The organism is Chlamydia pneumoniae TW-183 (assembly GCF_000007205.1).
GTDB lineage: Bacteria > Chlamydiota > Chlamydiia > Chlamydiales > Chlamydiaceae > Chlamydia > Chlamydia pneumoniae.
This window is the reverse complement of record NC_005043.1, coordinates 994,764-1,015,136: the sequence shown is the minus strand read 5'-3', so window position 1 is coordinate 1,015,136 and position 20,373 is coordinate 994,764. Positions and strand designations below refer to the sequence as shown.

Here is a 20,373-nt window from a genome sequence, read left to right as displayed (position 1 = left end):
GGGACTCTATGTCTGCTTTTTTTGATCTTTTAAAATCTCAAACTGCCTCTCATCCTCCCATATGGCTATTACGACAGGTAGGAAGGTACATGCCTCCATACCAAGAGCTGAAAGGATCCCAATCTTTAAAAACCTTTTTCCATAATACTGAAGCTATTGTAGAGGCTACGCTTTTAGGGCCCTCGTTGCTACATGTAGATGCTGCTATTCTCTTTGCTGATATCCTATCCATCTTGGATGGTTTTGCTGTGACCTATGACTTTGCTCCTGGTCCGCGCATACAATTTTCTCCAGAGCAACCTTTCACTTTCACTTCCGATCCACAAACCATCTTTAGCTATCTTTTGGACGCGATTCGAACTCTTAAGCAAAAACTTCCTGTTCCGCTGATTGTTTTTGCAGCATCTCCCTTCACACTCGCCTGCTACTTAATTGATGGAGGTGCTTCCAAAGATTTTTCTAAGACCATGTCTTTTCTCTATGTGTATCCTGAAAAATTTGATCAGCTCATCTCTACAATTATCGAAGGGACTGCTATTTATCTAAAAACACAAATGGATGCAGGAGCTGCTGCTGTGCAGCTTTTTGAATCTTCGAGTCTACGTCTCCCTTCAGCACTCTTTACACGCTATGTGACTGAACCAAACCGTCGTCTGATAGCAAAACTTAAAGAGCAGGCCATTCCTGTGAGTTTATTTTGTCGTTGTTTTGAAGAAAATTTTTATACTCTGCAAGCCACGCAAGCCGATACACTCCATCCTGATTATCATGTGGACCTTCATCGCATACAAAAAAATCTTATGCTCTCCCTACAAGGAAACTTGGATCCGGCAATATTTTTATTGCCCCAAGAGAAATTATTACACTATGTAGAAGCCTTCCTTGTTCCTTTAAGAACATATCCTAACTTCATTTTTAATTCTGGACATGGGATTCTTCCTGAAACACCTTTAGAAAACGTCCAATTGGTAGTTTCTTATGTTCAACGTCAACTTTAAATTCTTAGAAGGACTTCATCAACCCGCGCCCAGATACACAAGCTACCCTACAGCTTTAGAATGGGAACCTTCCGATGCGGCTCCAGCTCTTCTAGCGTTCCAAAGAATTAGAGAAAATCCTCAGCCTCTCTCTCTTTATTTTCATATCCCCTTCTGCCAATCCATGTGTTTGTATTGCGGTTGTTCTGTTGTTTTGAATCGTCGTGAAGATATTGTAGAAGCTTATATCAACACCCTAATCCAAGAGATGAAACTTGTCGTTGAGACCATAGGATTCCGGCCTCAGGTATCCAGGATTCATTTTGGAGGAGGCACCCCTAGCAGACTCTCCAGGGAGTTGTTTACCCTGCTTTTTGACCACATCCATAAGCTTTTTGATCTTTCACATGCTGAAGAAATTGCTATTGAAGTGGATCCTCGTTCTTTAAGAAACGACATGGAAAAAGCAGATTTCTTTCAGAACGTAGGTTTTAATAGGGTTAGCTTAGGCGTTCAAGATACCCAAGCTGATGTTCAAGAAGCTGTACGACGACGCCAATCGCATGAGGAATCTTTAAAGGCATACGAAAAATTTAAGGAACTCGCCTTCCAAAGTATCAATATAGACTTAATTTATGGTCTTCCCAAACAAACCAAGGAGTCCTTTTCTAAAACAATTCAAGATATCTTAGCGATGTATCCAGATCGTCTTGCTTTATTTTCTTTTGCCTCAGTTCCATGGATCAAGCCGCACCAAAAAGCCATGAAAGCTTCGGATATGCCTTCTATGGAAGAGAAATTCGCGATTTATTCTCAATCCCGGCATTTACTTACAAAAGCAGGATATCAGGCCATCGGTATGGATCATTTCTCTCTTCCCCATGATCCTCTTACCCTCGCTTTCAAAAACAAAACTCTAATCCGCAACTTTCAGGGGTATTCTCTACCCCCAGAAGAAGATCTGCTCGGGTTAGGAATGACTTCTACAAGCTTCATTCGTGGAATTTATCTACAAAATGCAAAAACCCTTGAGGAATATCACAATACGGTGCTTCGAGGAACATTTGCCACTGTGAAAAGTAAAATTCTTACCGAGGATGATCGGATTAGAAAATGGGCAATCCATAAGCTGATGTGCACGTTTACGATCAATAAGGAAGAGTTTTTCAACCTTTTTGGATATGAGTTTGATACTTATTTTATAGAAAGTCGTGATCGCTTGATAAGTATGGAAACTACAGGTCTCATCCATAACAGTCCTGGCTCTTTGAAAGTAACTCCTCTTGGAGAATTGTTTGTCAGAGTCATTGCCACAGCTTTCGATCACTATTTTCTCAATAAGGTATCTAAAAAAGAATGTTTCTCAGCTTCTATATAAAAATGTTGAGAAACTGAGCAGAGAGGAGGTTTTGTGTGAAGAGAGCAATCATTATAGGCGCAGGAATTTCTGGTCTTGCTGCAGGTTGGTGGCTTCATAAGAAATTCCCCCAAGCGGAAATCCTTGTTTTAGATAAAGAAGCCTACGCAGGAGGCTTCGTCCGCACGGAATCCCCTCAAGGGTTTTCTTTTGACCTCGGACCTAAAGGATTCCTCACCCGGGGAGACGGAGAGTATACTCTAAAACTTATCCATGAACTTGGTCTCCAAAATTCCTTGATCTTCAGTGATCGTGCAGCAAAAAACCGCTTTGTCTACTACAGAGGGAAGGCCCATAAAATATCCACCTGGACTCTCCTAAGAAAGGGCCTGCTTCCTTCTTTAATTAAGGACTTCCGTGCACCTTGCTATACTCAAGATAGTTCCGTTCAGGATTTCTTAAAGCGACATAGTTCACAAAATTTTACAAGCTATATATTAGATCCACTAATCACAGCCATACGCGCAGGCCATAGCAGCATTCTCTCCACACACATGGCATTTCCTGAACTAGCAAAGAGAGAAGCTTCCAGCGGGTCTCTATTACGCAGTTATCTTAAAAATAGATCCCCCAAAAAGTCTAAGACCGACAGATATCTTGCATCTCTATCTCCTTCCATGGGGACTTTGATTACTACTATCCAAGAAAAACTCCCCGCAACATGGAAGTTTTCTACTAGTGTGACTCACATCGATTGTTCACCAAAAGAAGCTTGTGTAACCACACCTTCAGAGACGTTTTTTGCCGATATGGTAATTTATACAGGACCTCTCCAGCAGCTTCCTGTATTGCTTCCTAACTATGGAATTGAAAATTTATCTAAAAGAGTTCTCCCTTGGAATTTATCTAGCATCAGCTTAGGTTGGCATCACGCCAACTTTTCGCTTCCCAAAGGTTATGGCATGCTATTTGCAGACGAGCTTCCCCTCTTGGGAATCGTTTGGAATTCTCAAATCTTCCCGCAAGCTACGCCAGGGAAAACAGTGCTCTCCCTTCTCATTGAAGGCAAATGGCGGGAATCAGAAGCTCATGCCTTTGCGATAGCAGCTCTCTCAGAATACCTGAATATCAATCAAAAACCAGATGCTTTTGCTTTATTTTCATCTCAGGATGGCATACCACAACATGCTGTTGGCTTTCTAGAAAGGAAAGAGCGTATCCTACCTCACTTACCAGGAAATTTAAAAATTGTAGGTCAAAATATTGCAGGCCCAGGACTGAATCGATGTATAGCTTCTGCATATCATGCTATCTGTGATTTACACACCGAGGAAACGCTGGCACAACCCCAGAGTTCTCTGTAGAGACTCGCCATAATAGTCTCTGTAAGAACGTGGGGAAATTAAATTCTTTTCTACATGCTCAAGAAGATGATTGGACAAGTGTGCGGTCTCATGTAACTGAAAGTACGCATAGGCCAATCCCTCTACCCATCGCAGTTCCATAGCTAAGTAACAGTCCTCTCCCTTAAGGAAATGTAGTTTGGGATGACTGGCGACTTGCCAATCTTCCTTAACCTCCTCAAGAATATGAACTGCCTGAGAAAAGTTGCCTAAAGAGATGTAGGTATCAGCAAGATCTAACTTCACCATATAATAGATATACGCCCATGTCTTCATATGCTCTCCCGACCAAGAAATCTCAGTGAACTCTTCAAGAGCTTTTACAAACCATCCGACTTTCCTCAAAGCCGAGGATTCGCTATAGCCTTGTAAATAGTATACAAGCGAAAGCAGCGAAGATTTAGGGAAGAGTTCCGCAAATACAGACAGATGCTTCAAGGCATCTTCTTTGCCAATGAGATATTCTTGAAGGTCATAACCAAAAAAATATAGGCTATCCCCATGGGGACGGAGCACAAGGTGATCCCAATACTTAGCGTGATTAGGAGCTCCTTTAGGTCGTACTAACGTCCAAACGAGTCGCAGTGCCGTTTGCCAAGAATTACATTCTTCAGAAAACGCTTGAGGAAGCATAGCTATAGCATCTGGATTGTGAAAATATAAAGCCTCATAGCAACGTATTGTGATTCTGGCTTCATCCACATCTGAACTTTCAATGAGAGACCTTGGCACAGAGGCCCCCGATTGAAGGGCTCCCCAAAAGGCTAAAGCTTTATCATATTCTGGATCTTGCGCATCCCTACAAATTTCTTCTAAATTACGTTTTTCTAAATTGCGGACTTGGTTGTAAGCAAGCTCTATAATAGGGTGCGTATAGGTAACATTCCTATATTTAATCATATCATAGATACAGCGGCTATAAATCTCTGAAAGCTCGGGTACAGCCCTATGGACTCTTTGGATCGCAGAGCTGCCCTTATTTTCCCCATGTGGATACGATAAAGAACAGAGAGAATCTAGCAAATGACGGTAGGTAAAAGAAAACTTAGGATGGTAGAGCATATCCTCACATGCAGTCTTTTTCTTTTGCACAGCGTATGCTAAAAATAATCCTATACCTGACTCTTCGCGTCCCCAACTCTTATAAGCACGGAGAAAGTATTCTTCCGCCTTCTCGTAATGATTCTGAACATAAGCAATACACCCTAGATATTCATATGCTCTAGCAAAAGTAGCTCCTAGTTTTACAGCGGGATCTATAATCTGTAAGAAAACTTTCTCAGCGCTCTCGTATTTCCCTTTAGCATAGAAATATGCACCTAGAAAAAACCCATATTCTGGGAAATAGGGATGCTCAGGGACAAAGACAGCATCACCCTTCTCTAGCAAACGCTCTAGCGATGCAAAGTCTTTATTTTGATGATAAAGTTCTAATAAAGAGAAGTATGCATAGTATAGTAATGTGGATTCTAGATAGGCTCCGTGATCAATAAGAACTTCAAGTTCAGGAATCGCTTTTTCCCGTGCGAAAGGGAGGTGTTGTAAGGCATGGCTCAGTAAGACACTATCCACCTCATTAGTACGAGAGACTTCACCTCTAGCTATACGCAGTACCAAAGCATCCATAGCTTCAGTATAGGCAATTTCAGACAAACAGTAGGGTGTGAGTAAAGCATCGCAAGATTCTTGAGCTTCTTGTGCTACTTTTATTTGCAAAGCAAGCAGTGTTTTTTGCAAAAAAGTTTTTTCTATTTGCACTATCTCTGGGTGAGGGCTACACGATCCCTTTTCCAATGCTGCAACCAGCTCTTTTGCCAATTCTATAGCTTTTTTGTAATCCCCTTGTTCTTTAGCTAAAAGCATATCCTGTTTACGGTTTTCATAACCGCTATGCAATGTCACGGTGTAGAGCTCAAAAAGCAAGTGATCTTGCAAAGATTCGTGACAGCCTATAGTGAAAAGCTGATCAACAACATCTCGCAAAGGAGCCTGCTCTGGATTCAACCGGTGCCATAAGATCTGCAAGTCTTTCCTAGCATCCTTCGGCAAGCGTAAGGCTAGGAGTTTCTGAAGAATTTTCACTCCATAGTCACAATCCCCTTTACGAATACACTTCAAGAGATACTCGCGGACTAAGACAACAACAGTTCCCCAATCACGGGCAGTCAAAGTCTCTCTGTCGGCAAGAACCCGCTCAATAAAATCTGCAAAGAGTTCTTCACAATTTTTCCCTGATATTAATGCTGAGTGCATATCTGCACAGCAATGACCAAAGGATTTCTGCTGTGGGAAATTTCCTGAAATCAGTGTCAAACTTAACGCAAAAATGAGGCTCAGCCGAATCAAAGGTCTCAGAAATAAGGTAGGGTGATATAGCTTCTTCATCTAAATACTTCTATTCCTTTTATAGCAGACATTTCTCGAAAGTAAAGGATTTGGGGGGTAGCATTCTTTGAACTACATTCGATCTATAGAAACTACGTTCCCAATGATCAAAGAAAATATGTTTTTCTCTACATGCTACAAAAATTGATACAAATACGTTCTCCATTTTACTCAAAACACGAAAAAAAAACCCAAATCCTCTCTTAAAGTTTTTTGCTTTTTCCAATGGATTTTCCAAACATTTTATAAATTAACACATTGATAAACAAAGAAGTGTGTTCTCATAACAAAATAACAATAACTTACAAAAGTCTTATTTTCTCTAAAAAATGGTTGCATGAATTTGAACAAACAAACTAATTAAAAATTAAAACAAGTAAAAATAGTTTAAAACAGCGACTAGAGGACGCTTTTCATGGCGCTAAAAGATACGGCAAAAAAAATGAAAGACCTGCTGGATAGCATCCAACACGACTTAGCTAAAGCAGAGAAAGGAAACAAGGCAGCAGCTCAAAGAGTACGCACAGACTCTATAAAATTAGAAAAAGTTGCGAAACTTTACAGAAAAGAATCTATAAAAGCAGAGAAATCTGGGTTATTAAAACGTAAGCCATCAACTAAGGCTCCTGCCAAAGTAAAAAAAACTGCGGAAAAAAAAGCCCCTAAAAAAAGCTCTGCTGCTGCAGCTAAAACTAGCAAAGCAGTCAAAGCTTCTAAACCTGCATCTAAAAAGACAGCCGCAAAAAAAGTTAAAAAACCTTCCAAAGCACGCGGATTTAGAAAATAATTCGCCTTAGCTTGATTTCGTTTAGAGGGTGGGTAATTTTCTACTCATCCTCTTTTTTATGCCCAAATTTTTCTCTGTGCTACCTAGGAGTTCTTCCTTAAAAAGGTAGAGATATAATTTTCCTTCGTGATAAAATTTCCATTTTGCTTTTGATATTCTCAAACAACCTTTCAAGTATCTCATCTAGGGATTCGAAATGAAGGTCCTTGTGAATTGTTGTCTAGTTCTCAGATTACCTCTCTAACAAAAACTAAGCTTCTATCTTAACTATGTCTACCATGCAAAATTGTCCACATTTTGGTGTATGTGGAGGATGCTCGTTTCCTCAGTCCAATTATTCTGACTCCTTAAAGAAAAAGGAAGAACTCCTTCATCAGTTATTCGCTCCTTTAGTTCCCTCGGATATGATTGCTCCTATCATCCCATGTTCTCCCTCTTTAAGAGGAAGAAATAAAATGGAATTCTCCTTTTTTCAAACTTATGAAGGAGAAAAAAGTTTAGGATTCATCAGCTCTACAAAACCAAAGAAAGGAATTCCAGTGACTACATGTCTGCTTATCCATGAGCAGACTATGGATATTTTAAAACTCACTCGCGAATGGTGGGATAAGCACCCAGAGCTTATGGCGTACTTCCCCCCTAAAAACAAAGGCTCGTTATGCACACTCACCGTCCGTACGGGGAGCCCGCAGCAAAACTTTATGGTGATCCTAACAACATCAGGAACTCCAGAATATAGGGTAAACGAAGCCTGTATAGATGAATGGAAAGAGATTCTCCTATCGTCTTCTCTAAACATAGCATCGATCTATTGGGAAGAAAAGGTAGCTGCACGTGGGATTTCTACATATTATGAAACTAAACTGCTATACGGAGCCCCCTCGATACAGCAAAAACTGTCCTTACCTAGTGACGGTAACTCTGCCTCTTTTAGTTTGCGTCCCAGAAGTTTCTTCCAACCTCAGATTACTCAGGCAGCGAAAATTATAGAAACTGCGAAAGAGTTTATAAACCCCGAGGGTTCGGAAACGCTTCTTGATCTCTATTGTGGAGCAGGAACTATAGGGATTATGCTCTCTCCCTATGTCAAAAATGTGATTGGCGTTGAGATTATTCCTGATGCTGTAGCTTCGGCTCAGGAGAACATCAAAGCGAATAACAAAGAAGATTGCGTAGAAGTCTATTTAGAAGATGCGAAAGCGTTCTGCAAAAGGAATGAAAATTGTAAAGCTCCTGATGTCATTATTATTGATCCCCCACGTTGTGGTATGCAAAGTAAAGTACTTAAATATATTTTACGTATAGGATCTCCAAAAATTGTCTATATCTCTTGCAACCCTAAAACACAGTTTCAAGAGTGCGCGGACCTAATCTCTGGGGGATATCGCATAAAAAAGATGCAGCCTATTGACCAATTTCCCTATTCGACGCACCTAGAAAATATTATTTTACTAGAAAGAGAGATCGATCTCTAGGAAAAGCATTGAATGCTCGCTTCCTATTATGATAATCTTACTTCGAATTAACCCAAGTTAAGGTGATTGCATGCTTTCTCGTATAGTGACATGTTTTCTATTTTTACTGAGCTCTTTGCCCCTGTTTGCAGAAGAAGAAGCAGCTCAATCAAAAAATACTTTTGTGCAACCTGCCGTGATGTTGGCAATTGCTATTCTATTTTTCTATTTTATCTTATGGCGTCCCGAACAAAAACGCAGAAAGGCCATGGAAAAGCGTAAGAATGATCTCGCTAAAGGAGATAAAGTCACTGCCATGGGAATCATCGGCACTGTTGACGATATCCGTGAGCACACGGTAATTTTAAATATTGCTTCTGGAAAAGTAGAAGTTTTAAAAGGAGCTATTTCTGAAATCCTCAAGCCTAACGATAACAAATCATAAGGAATTTCTTTTGAGACTTTCATCCCACGATTAAAATCGTGGGATTTCTTATTTATTGTCTTAAGGTTTATTGCTTTTTTATGCGCTAAGTTATAATTTGACTCTATGAGCTTTTCATAAAGTCTGGGATTTTTATCGTTATGACTTGGCTTTCAGGCCTCTATTTCATTTGTATTGCTAGTCTTATCTTTTGCGCCATTGGCGTGATTCTTGCAGGTGTGATCCTTCTATCTCGCAAGCTTTTCATTAAGGTACACCCTTGTAAATTAAAGATTAACGACAATGAAGAACTGACAAAAACTGTCGAAAGTGGTCAGACTCTCTTAGTTTCATTATTAAGTTCAGGAATTCCTATTCCCTCCCCTTGTGGAGGAAAAGCCACCTGTAAGCAATGTAAAGTTCGCGTTGTTAAAAATGCTGATGAGCCTTTAGAAACGGACCGTTCTACATTTTCAAAAAGACAACTCGAGGAAGGCTGGCGCCTTTCCTGCCAGTGCAAAGTTCAGCACGACATGAGTTTAGAAATTGAAGAGAGATATTTAAATGCTTCTTCTTGGGAGGGCACTGTTATCTCTAATGACAATGTGGCTACCTTTATTAAAGAACTTGTTGTTGCTGTAGACCCAAATAAACCTATTCCCTTTAAGCCTGGGGGCTACTTACAAATTACAGTACCGAGCTATAAAACGAACTCTTCCGATTGGAAGCAAACTATGGCTCCTGAGTATTACAGCGACTGGGAACACTTTCATCTATTTGATCAAGTTATAGACAACAGTCAACTTCCTGCGGATTCTGCCAACAAAGCGTATTCTTTAGCTTCCTATCCTGCCGAGCTTCCTACAATTAAGTTTAATATACGTATTGCTACGCCTCCTTTCATTAATGGAAAGCCTAATTCAGAGATCCCTTGGGGAGTCTGTTCCTCCTATGTGTTCTCTTTAAAACCTGGAGACAAAATTACAGTTTCTGGGCCTTATGGAGAATCTTTTATGAAAGATGACGACCGCCCTTTAATCTTCCTAATTGGAGGAGCAGGTTCATCTTTTGGTAGGAGCCACATCCTAGATTTACTTTTAAACAAGCATTCCAAGAGAGAAATTGATCTTTGGTATGGGGCGCGCTCATTAAAAGAGAACATTTACCAAGAAGAATATGAAAATTTAGAACGACAGTTTCCCAATTTCCATTATCACCTAGTCCTTTCTGAGCCTCTTCCTGAAGATATTGCTGCAGGTTGGGATAAAGATGACCCTACAAAGACAAACTTCCTATTTCGGGCATTTAATCTAGGTCAATTGAGTAGGTTAGATAATCCTGAAGACTATCTTTACTACGTATGTGGTCCACCGCTACACAATAGCAGTATTCTTAAACTTCTTGGTGACTATGGGGTCGAGCGCAGTTCGATTATTCTTGATGATTTTGGAAGCTAGTGGATCTGGTTTTTCTTTATTGACGACGACGTCTTCTTAGAAGAGAAAGTAGAGACATCGTATATAAGATAATAGAGAAGAAGCAAAAGATCATATGCACCGATTGGCTGACTGCATAGACACGACCACTACTTAAAGCTTGAGAAAAGGTAACATTGGAGTCTAAAAAATACCTACCGTTCGGTTATTTGCTGCATCCCACCGACAAGATGGTGAGATTTCTAATCCTCCAAACGTGGTCATTAGCCCTACGAATCCAAAAAAGAGCCCAAAAACACTCAAATTCAAAATAGAAGCCACCATCTGTTGATCTTCTAGATGTGTACGGGTAACCTGAAAGCGCGTTCCTGTAGTTTGCAGAGAGTCTTCGTTTCTTTGAGTTAAGCAATATCTGTGGCGTAAGCAATATCTATAGAAGGCATCCCGAACGCTAGGGAAACCATATTGCAAAGCATCTTGTATTGCTACTGTCCATCCAAATAGAGTGACCATAGCATAGAGAGCTACTGTACATGATGTCACATGCCTACGTGCTGCCATGCGCACATTATTGCTAAGATCAAAGAGATTCATTCCGCTTCCCAAAGAACGATAGCAAAGAACCATGATGCGTAAATTCCTCCATCTATCTCGACGAGAGCGTGGATTCGTAAGCATAAGGAACGTGGAACAAATCCCATTGATTCCGAAGAAGCCGATACAGACGGCTAATAAAACTCCATTATATGTAGTATCTACGATAGGAAAAATCCAGAAAATAGAGACAGCATCAGAGATCCTTACGAGGTTCATCATTATTTCTGCAAGGCTATCTATAGTAGAATTTGGGAAGGTAGGATTTTCTTCAGCTTCTGCAAGAGTCTCTGGCAGTCCCAGAAGTGTTTGTATACGATAAAAGATATTTGGACTGGAGGTCACGGTCATGGAAACTCCTCCCACAGTATGTCCTACAATACCCATTAAGCTCTCTTCTTGCTCTAAAGAATCTGTGTTATTCGCTTCTTGTTGTTCACTTAGGTCTCTCATTTCTATCAATGAAGTTTCTGTATCTTGTGTCATGGGTCTAGAGACTTCATTGATCCCTGCAGTTCGCATAAAGGTATTTACGATAGCAAAATTAAATGTGGGATCCGTAAACGAGATCCAAAAAATCCCAAAGCTGCCTGAAGAGTATGGCAGGGTTTCGACTCCAGAGTTTACAAATCCTCTATCGTCGAATCGGGAGCCTATATCTCCAGAAACACGATAATAAAAGGAGCGAGGATGTTCTGGATATAGAGAAGGACAGATACCAACGAGCACTATATTCTGTGCATGCGGAGTTAGGCGGAGAGCTTCGCGAACATAGAAAGCTCCGTTACCAAAAAAATATTGGATTAAAAGTGCTACCTGGGGGGTGTTCTAAAAAAAATGCTTCCCAGAGCTCTAATAGAGCTAAAGAAATTGGAGAGGGATCTCTTCGAGGTCTTCTGGGGCACAGATTTAGCAAAGAGGCCTCCATGAAGTTTCCTTGGTTATAGACAACTTCAACTCTTCGGCTTCCTAACAATTGGCTGAGGTGAAGAGATTCTCTTTGTGTATCGTAGTATCCTGATTGACTTCCGTTGATATATCCCACGCCAACTAGAGGAGTGGGGACAGGTGTGTGTGTTGAAGATTCGTAGATAGCTGAGAAGATAGGAACGTCTCTTAAAGAGGAGAAATCTGAATTTTCCATTCCTAAGACGAGGGAAGATAGTTGTTCTACTCTACTAGAAATTGCTGAGGAGGCTAGAGACAGTTGCAAAGAACTGCTTTCTGCACTTTGATGAGTAGGAGATTCTTCTGCGTGTTGTTCGAGGTCTTCTAGGCTTTCTGGAACTTCTTGTAGGTTGCGAGAGGAATTATCTATAGGAACGGGCATGTGTACAGCGAATTTTTTATTTTAAAAACAATGAAATCACTTTTAAATAGAAACAAGCTGGGTAAATAGGTTTATCAAAAAACAGCAAAAAAAAAGAGGATAAAAAAATTATCCTCTTTTGAAATTCTTAATTATGTATTAAGAAACATATAATAGAAAGCTTGGCAACGACTTACTCTCCCATACTCTTGTGTATAGTACCATCAGCGATAAAAGGCTTAACTTCTGAGTTCGGAATGGTATCAGGTGTATCCCTTTCTCCAGTATCGCCAAGCTAAATCTTGTAACGTATTTTCACGTATACTAATAGACGCTTAAGAAGAGTCTTTAGTAAACTTGCATAAATCGACTAATTCAACAAAAAAGCTTATTCAGCTTTTTATATGATAAAAACCAAGTCTATGGACTTATTAGTATTGGTTAGCTAAACACATTACTGTGCGTACACACCCAACCTATCAACCACGTAGTCTACATGGAGTCTCATAGGGATACCTTATCTTAAGGGAGGCTTGGCATTTAGATGCTTTCAATGCTTATCCTTTCCGAACGTAGCTACTCGGCTATGCTTTTGGCAAAACAACCGACACACCATTGGTTCGTCCATTCCGGTCCTCTCGTACTAGGAACAGCTCCTTTCAAGTATCCTGCGCCCACAAAGGATAGAGACCAAACTGTCTCACGACGTTTTGAACCCAGCTCGCGTACCGCTTTAATTGGCGAACAGCCAAACCCTTGGGACCTTCTCCAGCCCCAGGATGCGATGAGCCGACATCGAGGTGCCAAACCGCCACGTCGATATGAACTCTTGGTGGCGATCAGCCTGTTATCCCCGGAGTACCTTTTATCCGTTAAGCGACGGCGATTCCACTTTCCACCGCCGGATCACTAAGCCCGACTTTCGTCTCTGCTCGACTTGTAAGTCTTGCAGTCAACCTATTTTATACCTTTACGCTCTACTCGTGATTGCCAACCACGATGAAATAAGCTTTGGGCTCCTCCGTTACTTTTTAGGAGGATACCGCCCCAGTAAAACTGCCCGTCTGGCAATGTCCATTCTCCAGATTCATGGAGTAATGTTAGACTCCCAACTTGTTAAGACCAGTATTTCAACAATGACTCCCACCCTCCTAACGAAGAGTGTTCATAGTCTCCTGGCTATCCTACACATAACAAATCAAAAATCAATACCAAAGTACAGTAAAGGTTCACGGGGTCTTTTCGTCCTTTTGCGGGTAAACAGCATCTTCACTGCTACTACAATTTCACCGAGTCTTTCGTTGAGACAGTGCCCAGATCGTTACACCATTCGTGCAGGTCGGAACTTACCCGACAAGGAATTTCGCTACCTTAGCACCGTTATAGTTACGGCGGCCATTCACCAGGGCTTGGGTTCAATGCTTTGCCTTGCGGCTGACATATCCCTTTAACCTTTTGGCATTGGGCAGGCGTCACACCATATACTTCCCCTTAGAGGTTTGCATAGTGCTGTGTTTTTGTTAAACAGTCGCCTGGGCCATTTCTCTGCGGCCCCCCGAGGCTCATACCGCTGGGTAATCACCTTAAGAGGCTCCCCTTATTCCGAAGTTACGGGGATAATTTGCCGAGTTCCTTAACGAAAGTTATCTCGCGCGCCTTAGAATACTCATCTCGCCCACCTGTGTCGGTTTTGGTACGGTCACCATCAACAGCTAGAAATTATTTCTTGAAAGCCTTGCGCCACACTATCAGTTCCTCCGAAGATTTCCCTTAACCACAACCCGACCTTGTGTTAGCGGATTTGCCTACTAACCAGTCTCATTGTGATACGGACATTTCCAATCGTCCGCGTGCTTAACGTACTCCGTCATTCCATTGCTAAAGTTTTAGGTGGTACAGGAATATTTAACCTGTTGCTCCATCGTCTACGCATTTGTGCCTCGACTTAGGGGCCGACTAACCCAGGGAAGACGAGCTTGACCCTGGAAACCTTGGGCTTACGGCGAGGAAGATTTTCACTTCCTTTATCGTTACTTATGCCATGGATCTTTACTAGTATCCGCTCCAGCACTCCTTTCGGTATACCTTCACTGCTGAATACTACACTCTCCTACCGCGTATACATAATATACACCCGCGATGTCGGTTTTATGCTTGAGCCCCGATCATTATTGGCGCGATGATTCTCGATTGGTGAGCTGTTACGCACTCTTTAAATGATTGCTGCCTCTAAGCCAACATTCCAACTGTCTTAGAATTATCACTTCCTTACTCACTTAGCATAAAATTAGGGACCTTAATCGGCGGTCTGGGCTGTTCCCCTCTCGACAACGAAGCTTAGCCCCCGCTGTCTATCTCCCGGACTCGCTTTTGGTATTCGGAGTTTGATTTCCGTTGGTAAGCCGGTAGGCCCCCGCTAGAATTCAGTGCTCTACCCCCAAAAACTTAATATCCGAGGCTAACCCTAAAGTTATTTCGGAGAGAACAAGATATCTCCAAGTTTGATTGGCCTTTCACCCCTATTCACAACTCATCCAAACATTTTTCAACATGTACTGGTTCGGTCCTCCACAAAGTCTTACCAATGCTTCAACCTGGTCATAAATAGCTCACTTGGTTTCGTGTCTAAATCAAACGACTAAAACGCTCTTTTAAAACTCGCTTTCGCTTCGACTCCGGAATGTAAATCCCTTAATCTCGCCGTTTAACTTAACTCCCTGGCTCATCATGCAAAAGGCACGCCGTCAACCATTACTCCGAAGAGTTATAGGTCTCCGACCGCTTATAAGCTACTGGTTTCAGGTTCTATTTCACTCCCTTAACAAGGGTTCTTTTCACCTTTCCTTCACAGTACTGGTTCACTATAGGTCATTGACTAGTATTTAGCCTTGGAGAGTGGTCTCCCCAGATTCAGACTAGGTTTCACGTGTCTAGCCCTACTCAGGTATCGATTAGCGTCTTTTGTTTTTTCGTTTACGGGACTATCACCCTGTATCGTTCAACTTTCCAGAAGTATTCAACTAAAACTTAAGATCCCATGTTATCGACCCTACAACCCCATATTAAAAATATGGTTTAGGCTGTTCCCCTTTCGCTCGCCGCTACACAGGGAATCTCTTTGATTTCTTTTCCTCCGCTTACTAAGATGTTTCAGTTCAGCGGGTGTCGCCTTATATGCCTATGTATTCAACATATAATGATAGACTATTAGTCTATCGGGTTGCCCCATTCGGATACCTCCGGGTCATAGCTCTATACCAGCTCACCGAAGATTACTGCAGGTAAACGCATCCTTCATCGCCTGTCAATGCCAAGGCATCCGCCAATAGCTCTTAACAACTTGGTCTGTAAATTTTTGATCCATGCAAGTTAACTTCACCTAAAGACAGATATTCTTAAACGTCTATTATTATATGTGAAAAATACTTGTTACCATGATTATTTACATAACATACTTGATCATATACTGAATGTTTTGAAAACAACCTTAACAATGCAAAAGAAATAGAATGCGGAATATAAAATACTTGCCCAACCTAGTCGGGTTGTTAAAAACAACCTTCCTTGTCCTTAAAAAGGAGGTGATCCAGCCCCACCTTCCGGTAGGGCTACCTTGTTACGACTTCATCCCAGTCATCAGCCTCACCTTGGGCGCCTCTCTCCTATAAATAGGTTGAGTCAACGACTTAAGGTAAAACCAACTCCCATGATGTGACGGGCGGTGTGTACAAGGCCCGAGAACGTATTCACGGCGTTATGGCTGACACGCCATTACTAGCAATTCCGACTTCATGTAGTCGAGTTGCAGACTACAATCCGAACTGGGGCTAGCTTTTAGGATTTGCTCCATCTCACGATCTTGCTACCTTCTGTACTAACCATTGTAGCACGTGTGTCGCCCTGGACATAAGGGCCATGCTGACTTGACGTCATCCTCGCCTTCCTCCTGGTTAACCCAGGCAGTCTCGTTAGAGTTCCCACCCTAAGTGCTGGCAACTAACGATAAGGGTTGCGCTCGTTGCGGGACTTAACCCAACACCTCACGGCACGAGCTGACGACAGCCATGCAGCACCTGTGTATCTGTCCTTGCGGAAAGCTGTATTTCTACAGTTGTCAAATACATGTCAAGTCCAGGTAAGGTCCTTCGCGTTGCATCGAATTAAACCACATGCTCCACTGCTTGTGCGGGCCCCCGTCAATTCTTTTGAGTTTCACCCTTGCGAGTGTACTCCTCAGGCGGCATACTTAACACGTTAGCTCCGACACGGATGGGGTTGAGACCATCCACATCAAGTATGCATCGTTTACGGCAAGGACTACCAGGGTATCTAATCCTGTTTGCTCCCCTTGCTTTCGCGCCTTAGCGTCAGGTATAAATTAGAAAAGCGCCTTCGCCACTGGTGTTCTTCCACATATCTACGCATTTCACCGCTACACGTGGAATTCCCTTTTCCCCATCTATCCTCTAGAAAGATAGTTTTAAATGCTGACTTGGGGTTGAGCCCCAAAATTTAACATCTAACTTTCCTTTCCGCCTACACGCCCTTTACGCCCAATAAATCCGATTAACGCTAGCACCCTCCGTATTACCGCAGCTGCTGGCACGGAGTTAGCCGGTGCTTCTTTACCTGGTACGCTCAAATCGATTGGATATTAGCCAATCTCTCTTATTCCCAGGCGAAAGTGCTTTACAACCCTAAGGCCTTCATCACACACGCGGCGTCGCTTCGTCAGACTTTCGTCCATTGCGAAAGATTCTCGACTGCAGCCTCCCGTAGGAGTCTGGGCAGTGTCTCAGTCCCAGTGTTGGCGGTCAATCTCTCAATCCGCCTAGACGTCATCGCCTTGGTGGGCTTTTACCCCACCAACAAGCTGATATCGCATAAACTCTTCCTCAACCGAAAGGTCCGAAGATCCCCTTCTTTAATATATATTAGATGCCTAATTACACTACATTCGGTATTAGCGATCGTTTCCAACCGTTATCCCCAAGTTGAGGGCAGATTATCTATGTACTACTAACCCTTCCGCCACTAAATAACAACCGAAGTCATTATTCCGTTCGACTTGCATGCCTCATCCACGCCGCCAGCGTTCAATCTGAACTAAGATCAAATTCTCAGAAAAAATAAAAAAAATTAACAGATCCTTCAAAAGATCCTCACAAGCATTTTATACTGGCCTGCATTCTATCTCATTTGCATTGTTAAGAAGAAAAATTTAAAAACCTATAAACTACAGATACTCAAACTTTCGTTGCGTATCCACATCGAAGTGTGGACTCTTCTTCTTTGTTTGTTTCACTTAAGAAGAAAGCAACATCCTATAAAAAATGGCATTTTTTTCGCAACGCATTTCGTTTGCTTTTTATTTTTTTCTTTTTTTGCAAAAAACCATTTTCTGCTCCAGAAGGGGCTGTAAGGGCTAAAATTTCGCGAAAAAAATAATGCATTTTTATTCATAAACCCTATTTCTATTCGCAATGAGCTCCGGTTTTCCCTGTCCTGGTTTTCTATTTGAATTCAAAGAACGTTATGTTTGCTGTTTTTCAAGAAATTCATACTACTTATCTTAGTGAGAACATTGAGATTTCCTATTCTGACCTTTTTATCTTGGCTAAATTTCAGACTGAAGCTAATATTTTCCTTAATTTTATATGGTTTGGCGAACGTAGCTCAGCTGGTTAGAGCGTCGGATTGTGGTTCCGAAGGTCGCGGGTTCAAGCCCCGTCGTTCGCCCTCTTTATCTTCTTTGTTTCTTTTGTTTTTCTTGATATAACGAAATCTATAACGAAGCTCGACAATACTTAGAATCTTATGTAGCCCATGATAAGAGAAAGAAAAAAGAGCAGGCACCCTCGTCTTCCGACTTTGCCTTTAGCAGCTAAAGCCAGTTTATATTTATTTTTCGCGTGTTTTTCTGGTCTCAGTCTATGGAGTTTTCATAGAGATCAGCCGTGCACACAGAATTGGATAGGTCTATTAGGTTGGTCATTTAGTTCTTTTCTACTTTATTTCTTTGGTGCCGCGGCATTTTTTATCCCTTTATATTTTCTTTGGTTATCTTTTTTGTACTTCAGAAGGACTCCTCGACCGCTTTTCTTCTATAAAGCTGCGGCATTTCTTTCTCTCCCCTTTTGTTCTGCGATTCTCTTATCCATGTTATCTCCAGTAGGAACGCTTCCTGCTTTATTAGATACACGTCTTCCAAAGTTTATTTTAGGGAATAATCCTCCTGTCTCTTATGTGGGTGGAATCCCTTTCTATCTGTTTTACGAAGGCCAATCTTTTTGTCTAAAACATTTAATTGGGTCTGTAGGAACTGCTCTAATTTTTGGATTCGTGATGCTATTCTCCGTCCTTTATCTTTGCGGAGGCATTGCTTTATTAAAAAAAAAAACCTTTCAAGACGGGGTCAAAAAGGCTTTTTGCTCTTTTTTCCAAACTTGTTTCAAAAATTTAAAAAAATTAATAAATAGGCGAAACTATCTTCCTAAGCCTTCGGTTCCTTTTGTTTCCAAGAATCCTTTTTCTTGTACGAAATCGCAACCTTCGCCACGTCGAGTTTCTGAGACTATCATTTTAGATGGGTCTATTTCTCCCTTACCTCAGGAAGAGATCCCCGGTTCTAAGAAAGAGTCCTTTTTCCTAACTCCTCATCCTTGCAAGCGTTTCCTGACAAAATTTGTTGAGCCTCAAGAGAATAAAGCGAAAGAAGGGAAAACAATTGCGCTATCTTCGACTCCCACTGTAGTGAGGGAATCCAAAGGCAAGGAAAGAGCGGCTCTTCCTAAATTAAAAAGTTTAGCAGTCCCTGAAAATGATCTTCCGCAATATCATTTACTTAGTAAAAACAGAGAAGCTCGTCCCGAGTCCTTACAAGCTGAGCTAGAGAGAAAAGCTCTGATTTTAAAACAGACTCTTACGAGTTTTGGAATTGATGCGGACCTTGGCAACATCTGTTCAGGACCGACATTAGCAGCTTTTGAAGTGTTACCTCATTCTGGAGTTAAGGTTCAGAAAATCAAATCTTTAGAAAATGATATAGCTTTAAAACTCCAAGCTTCGAGCATACGGATTATTGCTCCGATTCCGGGGAAAGCTGCTGTGGGTATTGAAATTCCCACACCTTTTCCTCAAGCTGTGAATTTTCGTGATTTATTAGAAGACTATCAGAAGACAAATCGTAAATTGCAGATTCCCTTGTTGTTAGGGAAGAAAGCAAATGGTGACAATCTTTGGGCTGATTTAGCTACGATGCCTCATCTCATTATTGCTGGTACTACAGGATCTGGGAAATCTGTATGTATTAACACGATTGTCATGTCTATGATTATGACGACCTTACCTTCTGAAATTAAACTCGTCATTATTGATCCTAAAAAAGTAGAGCTCACTGGGTATTCGCAATTACCTCATATGTTATCTCCTGTGATTACCGAATCAAGAGAAGTGTACAATGCTTTAGTTTGGTTAGTTAAGGAAATGGAATCTCGTTATGAGATTTTGAGATATTTGGGTTTGCGCAATATACAAGCGTTTAACTCCCGCACTCGCAATAAAACGATTGAGGCTTCTTACGACAGGGAGATTCGTGAAACTATGCCCTTTATGGTAGGGATCATTGATGAGTTATCTGATTTGCTTCTCTCGTCATCCCAAGATATTGAAACTCCTATCATTCGCTTAGCTCAGATGGCTAGAGCTGTAGGGATTCATCTGATTTTAGCAACGCAACGCCCTTCAAGAGAGGTAATTACAGGTTTAATTAAAGCAAATTTCCCCTCTCGAATTTCTTTTAAGGTCTCCAATAAAGTGAATAGTCAGATTATCATTGATGAACCTGGTGCAGAGAATCTGATGGGAAATGGTGATATGCTTGTACTTCTTCCTTCTGTTTTTGGAACTATACGAGCTCAGGGTGCCTACATTTGTGATGAGGACATAAACAAAGTCATTCAAGATCTATGTTCTAGATTCCCTACACAATATGTGATTCCTTCTTTCCATGCTTTTGATGATTCTGATTCTGATAACTCTGGAGAAAAAGATCCTTTATTTGCTCAGGCGAAAACCTTAATTTTACAGACGGGGAATGCTTCAACCACCTTCCTTCAAAGAAAATTAAAAATTGGTTATGCCCGAGCAGCTAGTTTAATTGATCAACTTGAAGAAGCTAGAATTATTGGGCCTTCGGAAGGAGCTAAGCCTCGTCAAATCCTGATACAGAATCCTCTGGAAGGTTAG

The 20,373-nt window shown here is 41.4% G+C and carries 11 protein-coding genes, 1 tRNA gene, 3 rRNA genes and 1 pseudogene; 9 read left to right on the top strand and 7 right to left on the bottom strand.

Features of this window, described 5'->3' with window-relative positions:
* Nucleotides 1-8: 8 nt before the first annotated feature.
* The 3 genes from hemE to CPB_RS04595 are packed head-to-tail and all read left to right on the top strand — an operon-like array spanning nucleotide 9 to nucleotide 3,698.
* The gene (gene hemE, locus CPB_RS04605) at nucleotides 9-998 is read left to right on the top strand and encodes a uroporphyrinogen decarboxylase (RefSeq protein ID WP_010883525.1); all 990 of its coding nucleotides are present in this window, start codon (nucleotides 9-11) and stop codon (nucleotides 996-998) included.
* Nucleotides 979-2,355 carry an oxygen-independent coproporphyrinogen III oxidase gene (gene hemN, locus CPB_RS04600; RefSeq protein ID WP_010883524.1) on the top strand — a complete coding sequence of 459 codons (1,377 nt, stop codon included), beginning with the start codon at nucleotides 979-981 and terminating at the stop codon, nucleotides 2,353-2,355. The genes hemE and hemN overlap by 20 nt, the downstream gene beginning before the upstream one ends.
* 35 nt (nucleotides 2,356-2,390) lie before the next feature.
* The gene (locus tag CPB_RS04595) at nucleotides 2,391-3,698 is read left to right on the top strand and encodes a protoporphyrinogen oxidase (RefSeq protein WP_011126245.1); all 1,308 of its coding nucleotides are present in this window, start codon (nucleotides 2,391-2,393) and stop codon (nucleotides 3,696-3,698) included.
* Here the strand turns inward: CPB_RS04595 and CPB_RS04590 are convergent.
* Entirely contained in the window at nucleotides 3,654-6,122 is a 2,469-nt protein-coding gene (locus tag CPB_RS04590; protein WP_010883522.1) for a tetratricopeptide repeat protein, read from the bottom strand. The two genes, CPB_RS04595 and CPB_RS04590, sit on opposite strands and share 45 nt — an antisense overlap.
* A 415-nt stretch (nucleotides 6,123-6,537) precedes the next feature.
* Here CPB_RS04590 and CPB_RS04580 point away from each other — a divergent pair, with 415 nt between their 5' ends.
* From CPB_RS04580 to nqrF, 4 genes are all read left to right on the top strand, one after another.
* Nucleotides 6,538-6,909, top strand: a complete 372-nt coding sequence (locus tag CPB_RS04580; RefSeq protein ID WP_010883521.1) for a histone H1-like protein HC1 — start codon at nucleotides 6,538-6,540, stop codon at nucleotides 6,907-6,909.
* 269 nt (nucleotides 6,910-7,178) lie between these two features.
* Nucleotides 7,179-8,384 (top strand): 23S rRNA (uracil(1939)-C(5))-methyltransferase RlmD, encoded by a 1,206-nt coding sequence (rlmD, locus tag CPB_RS04575; RefSeq protein WP_010892238.1) that lies wholly within the window; start codon nucleotides 7,179-7,181, stop codon nucleotides 8,382-8,384.
* A 70-nt stretch (nucleotides 8,385-8,454) separates the two neighbouring features.
* Nucleotides 8,455-8,808: a preprotein translocase subunit YajC gene (gene yajC, locus CPB_RS04570; RefSeq protein WP_010883519.1), complete on the top strand. Its 354-nt coding sequence runs from the start codon at nucleotides 8,455-8,457 to the stop codon at nucleotides 8,806-8,808.
* A 140-nt stretch (nucleotides 8,809-8,948) separates the two neighbouring features.
* Nucleotides 8,949-10,244: an NADH:ubiquinone reductase (Na(+)-transporting) subunit F gene (gene nqrF, locus CPB_RS04565; protein WP_010883518.1), complete on the top strand. Its 1,296-nt coding sequence runs from the start codon at nucleotides 8,949-8,951 to the stop codon at nucleotides 10,242-10,244.
* Between the two features lie 16 nt (nucleotides 10,245-10,260).
* Here nqrF and CPB_RS05855 read toward each other — a convergent pair.
* The 6 genes and pseudogenes from CPB_RS05855 to CPB_RS04545 all read right to left on the bottom strand — a co-directional run.
* Nucleotides 10,261-10,380, bottom strand: a pseudogene (locus CPB_RS05855) (DUF687 family protein); the annotation flags it as partial.
* Between the two features lie 26 nt (nucleotides 10,381-10,406).
* Nucleotides 10,407-11,621, bottom strand: coding sequence for a DUF687 family protein (locus tag CPB_RS05715; RefSeq protein WP_080502222.1), 1,215 nt, complete (start codon nucleotides 11,619-11,621; stop codon nucleotides 10,407-10,409).
* A complete protein-coding gene (locus tag CPB_RS05850; protein ID WP_010883516.1) occupies nucleotides 11,602-12,147 on the bottom strand; it encodes a DUF687 family protein in 546 nt (181 codons plus the stop codon). The genes CPB_RS05715 and CPB_RS05850 overlap by 20 nt, the downstream gene beginning before the upstream one ends.
* A gap of 159 nt (nucleotides 12,148-12,306) precedes the next feature.
* Nucleotides 12,307-12,421: ribosomal RNA gene (gene rrf / locus CPB_RS04555) — 5S ribosomal RNA — on the bottom strand.
* A 115-nt stretch (nucleotides 12,422-12,536) separates the two neighbouring features.
* Nucleotides 12,537-15,472 (bottom strand): 23S ribosomal RNA (locus CPB_RS04550).
* A gap of 228 nt (nucleotides 15,473-15,700) precedes the next feature.
* Nucleotides 15,701-17,254 (bottom strand): 16S ribosomal RNA (locus CPB_RS04545).
* The 16S, 23S and 5S rRNA genes sit together here, the layout of an rRNA operon.
* A 537-nt stretch (nucleotides 17,255-17,791) precedes the next feature.
* Here CPB_RS04545 and CPB_RS04540 point away from each other — a divergent pair.
* Together CPB_RS04540 and CPB_RS04535 are read left to right on the top strand one after the other, a co-directional pair.
* Nucleotides 17,792-17,865 (top strand) — tRNA-His (locus CPB_RS04540).
* A gap of 87 nt (nucleotides 17,866-17,952) precedes the next feature.
* On the top strand, nucleotides 17,953-20,373 hold the full coding sequence (locus CPB_RS04535) for a DNA translocase FtsK (protein WP_010883515.1): 2,421 nt from the start codon (nucleotides 17,953-17,955) through the stop codon (nucleotides 20,371-20,373).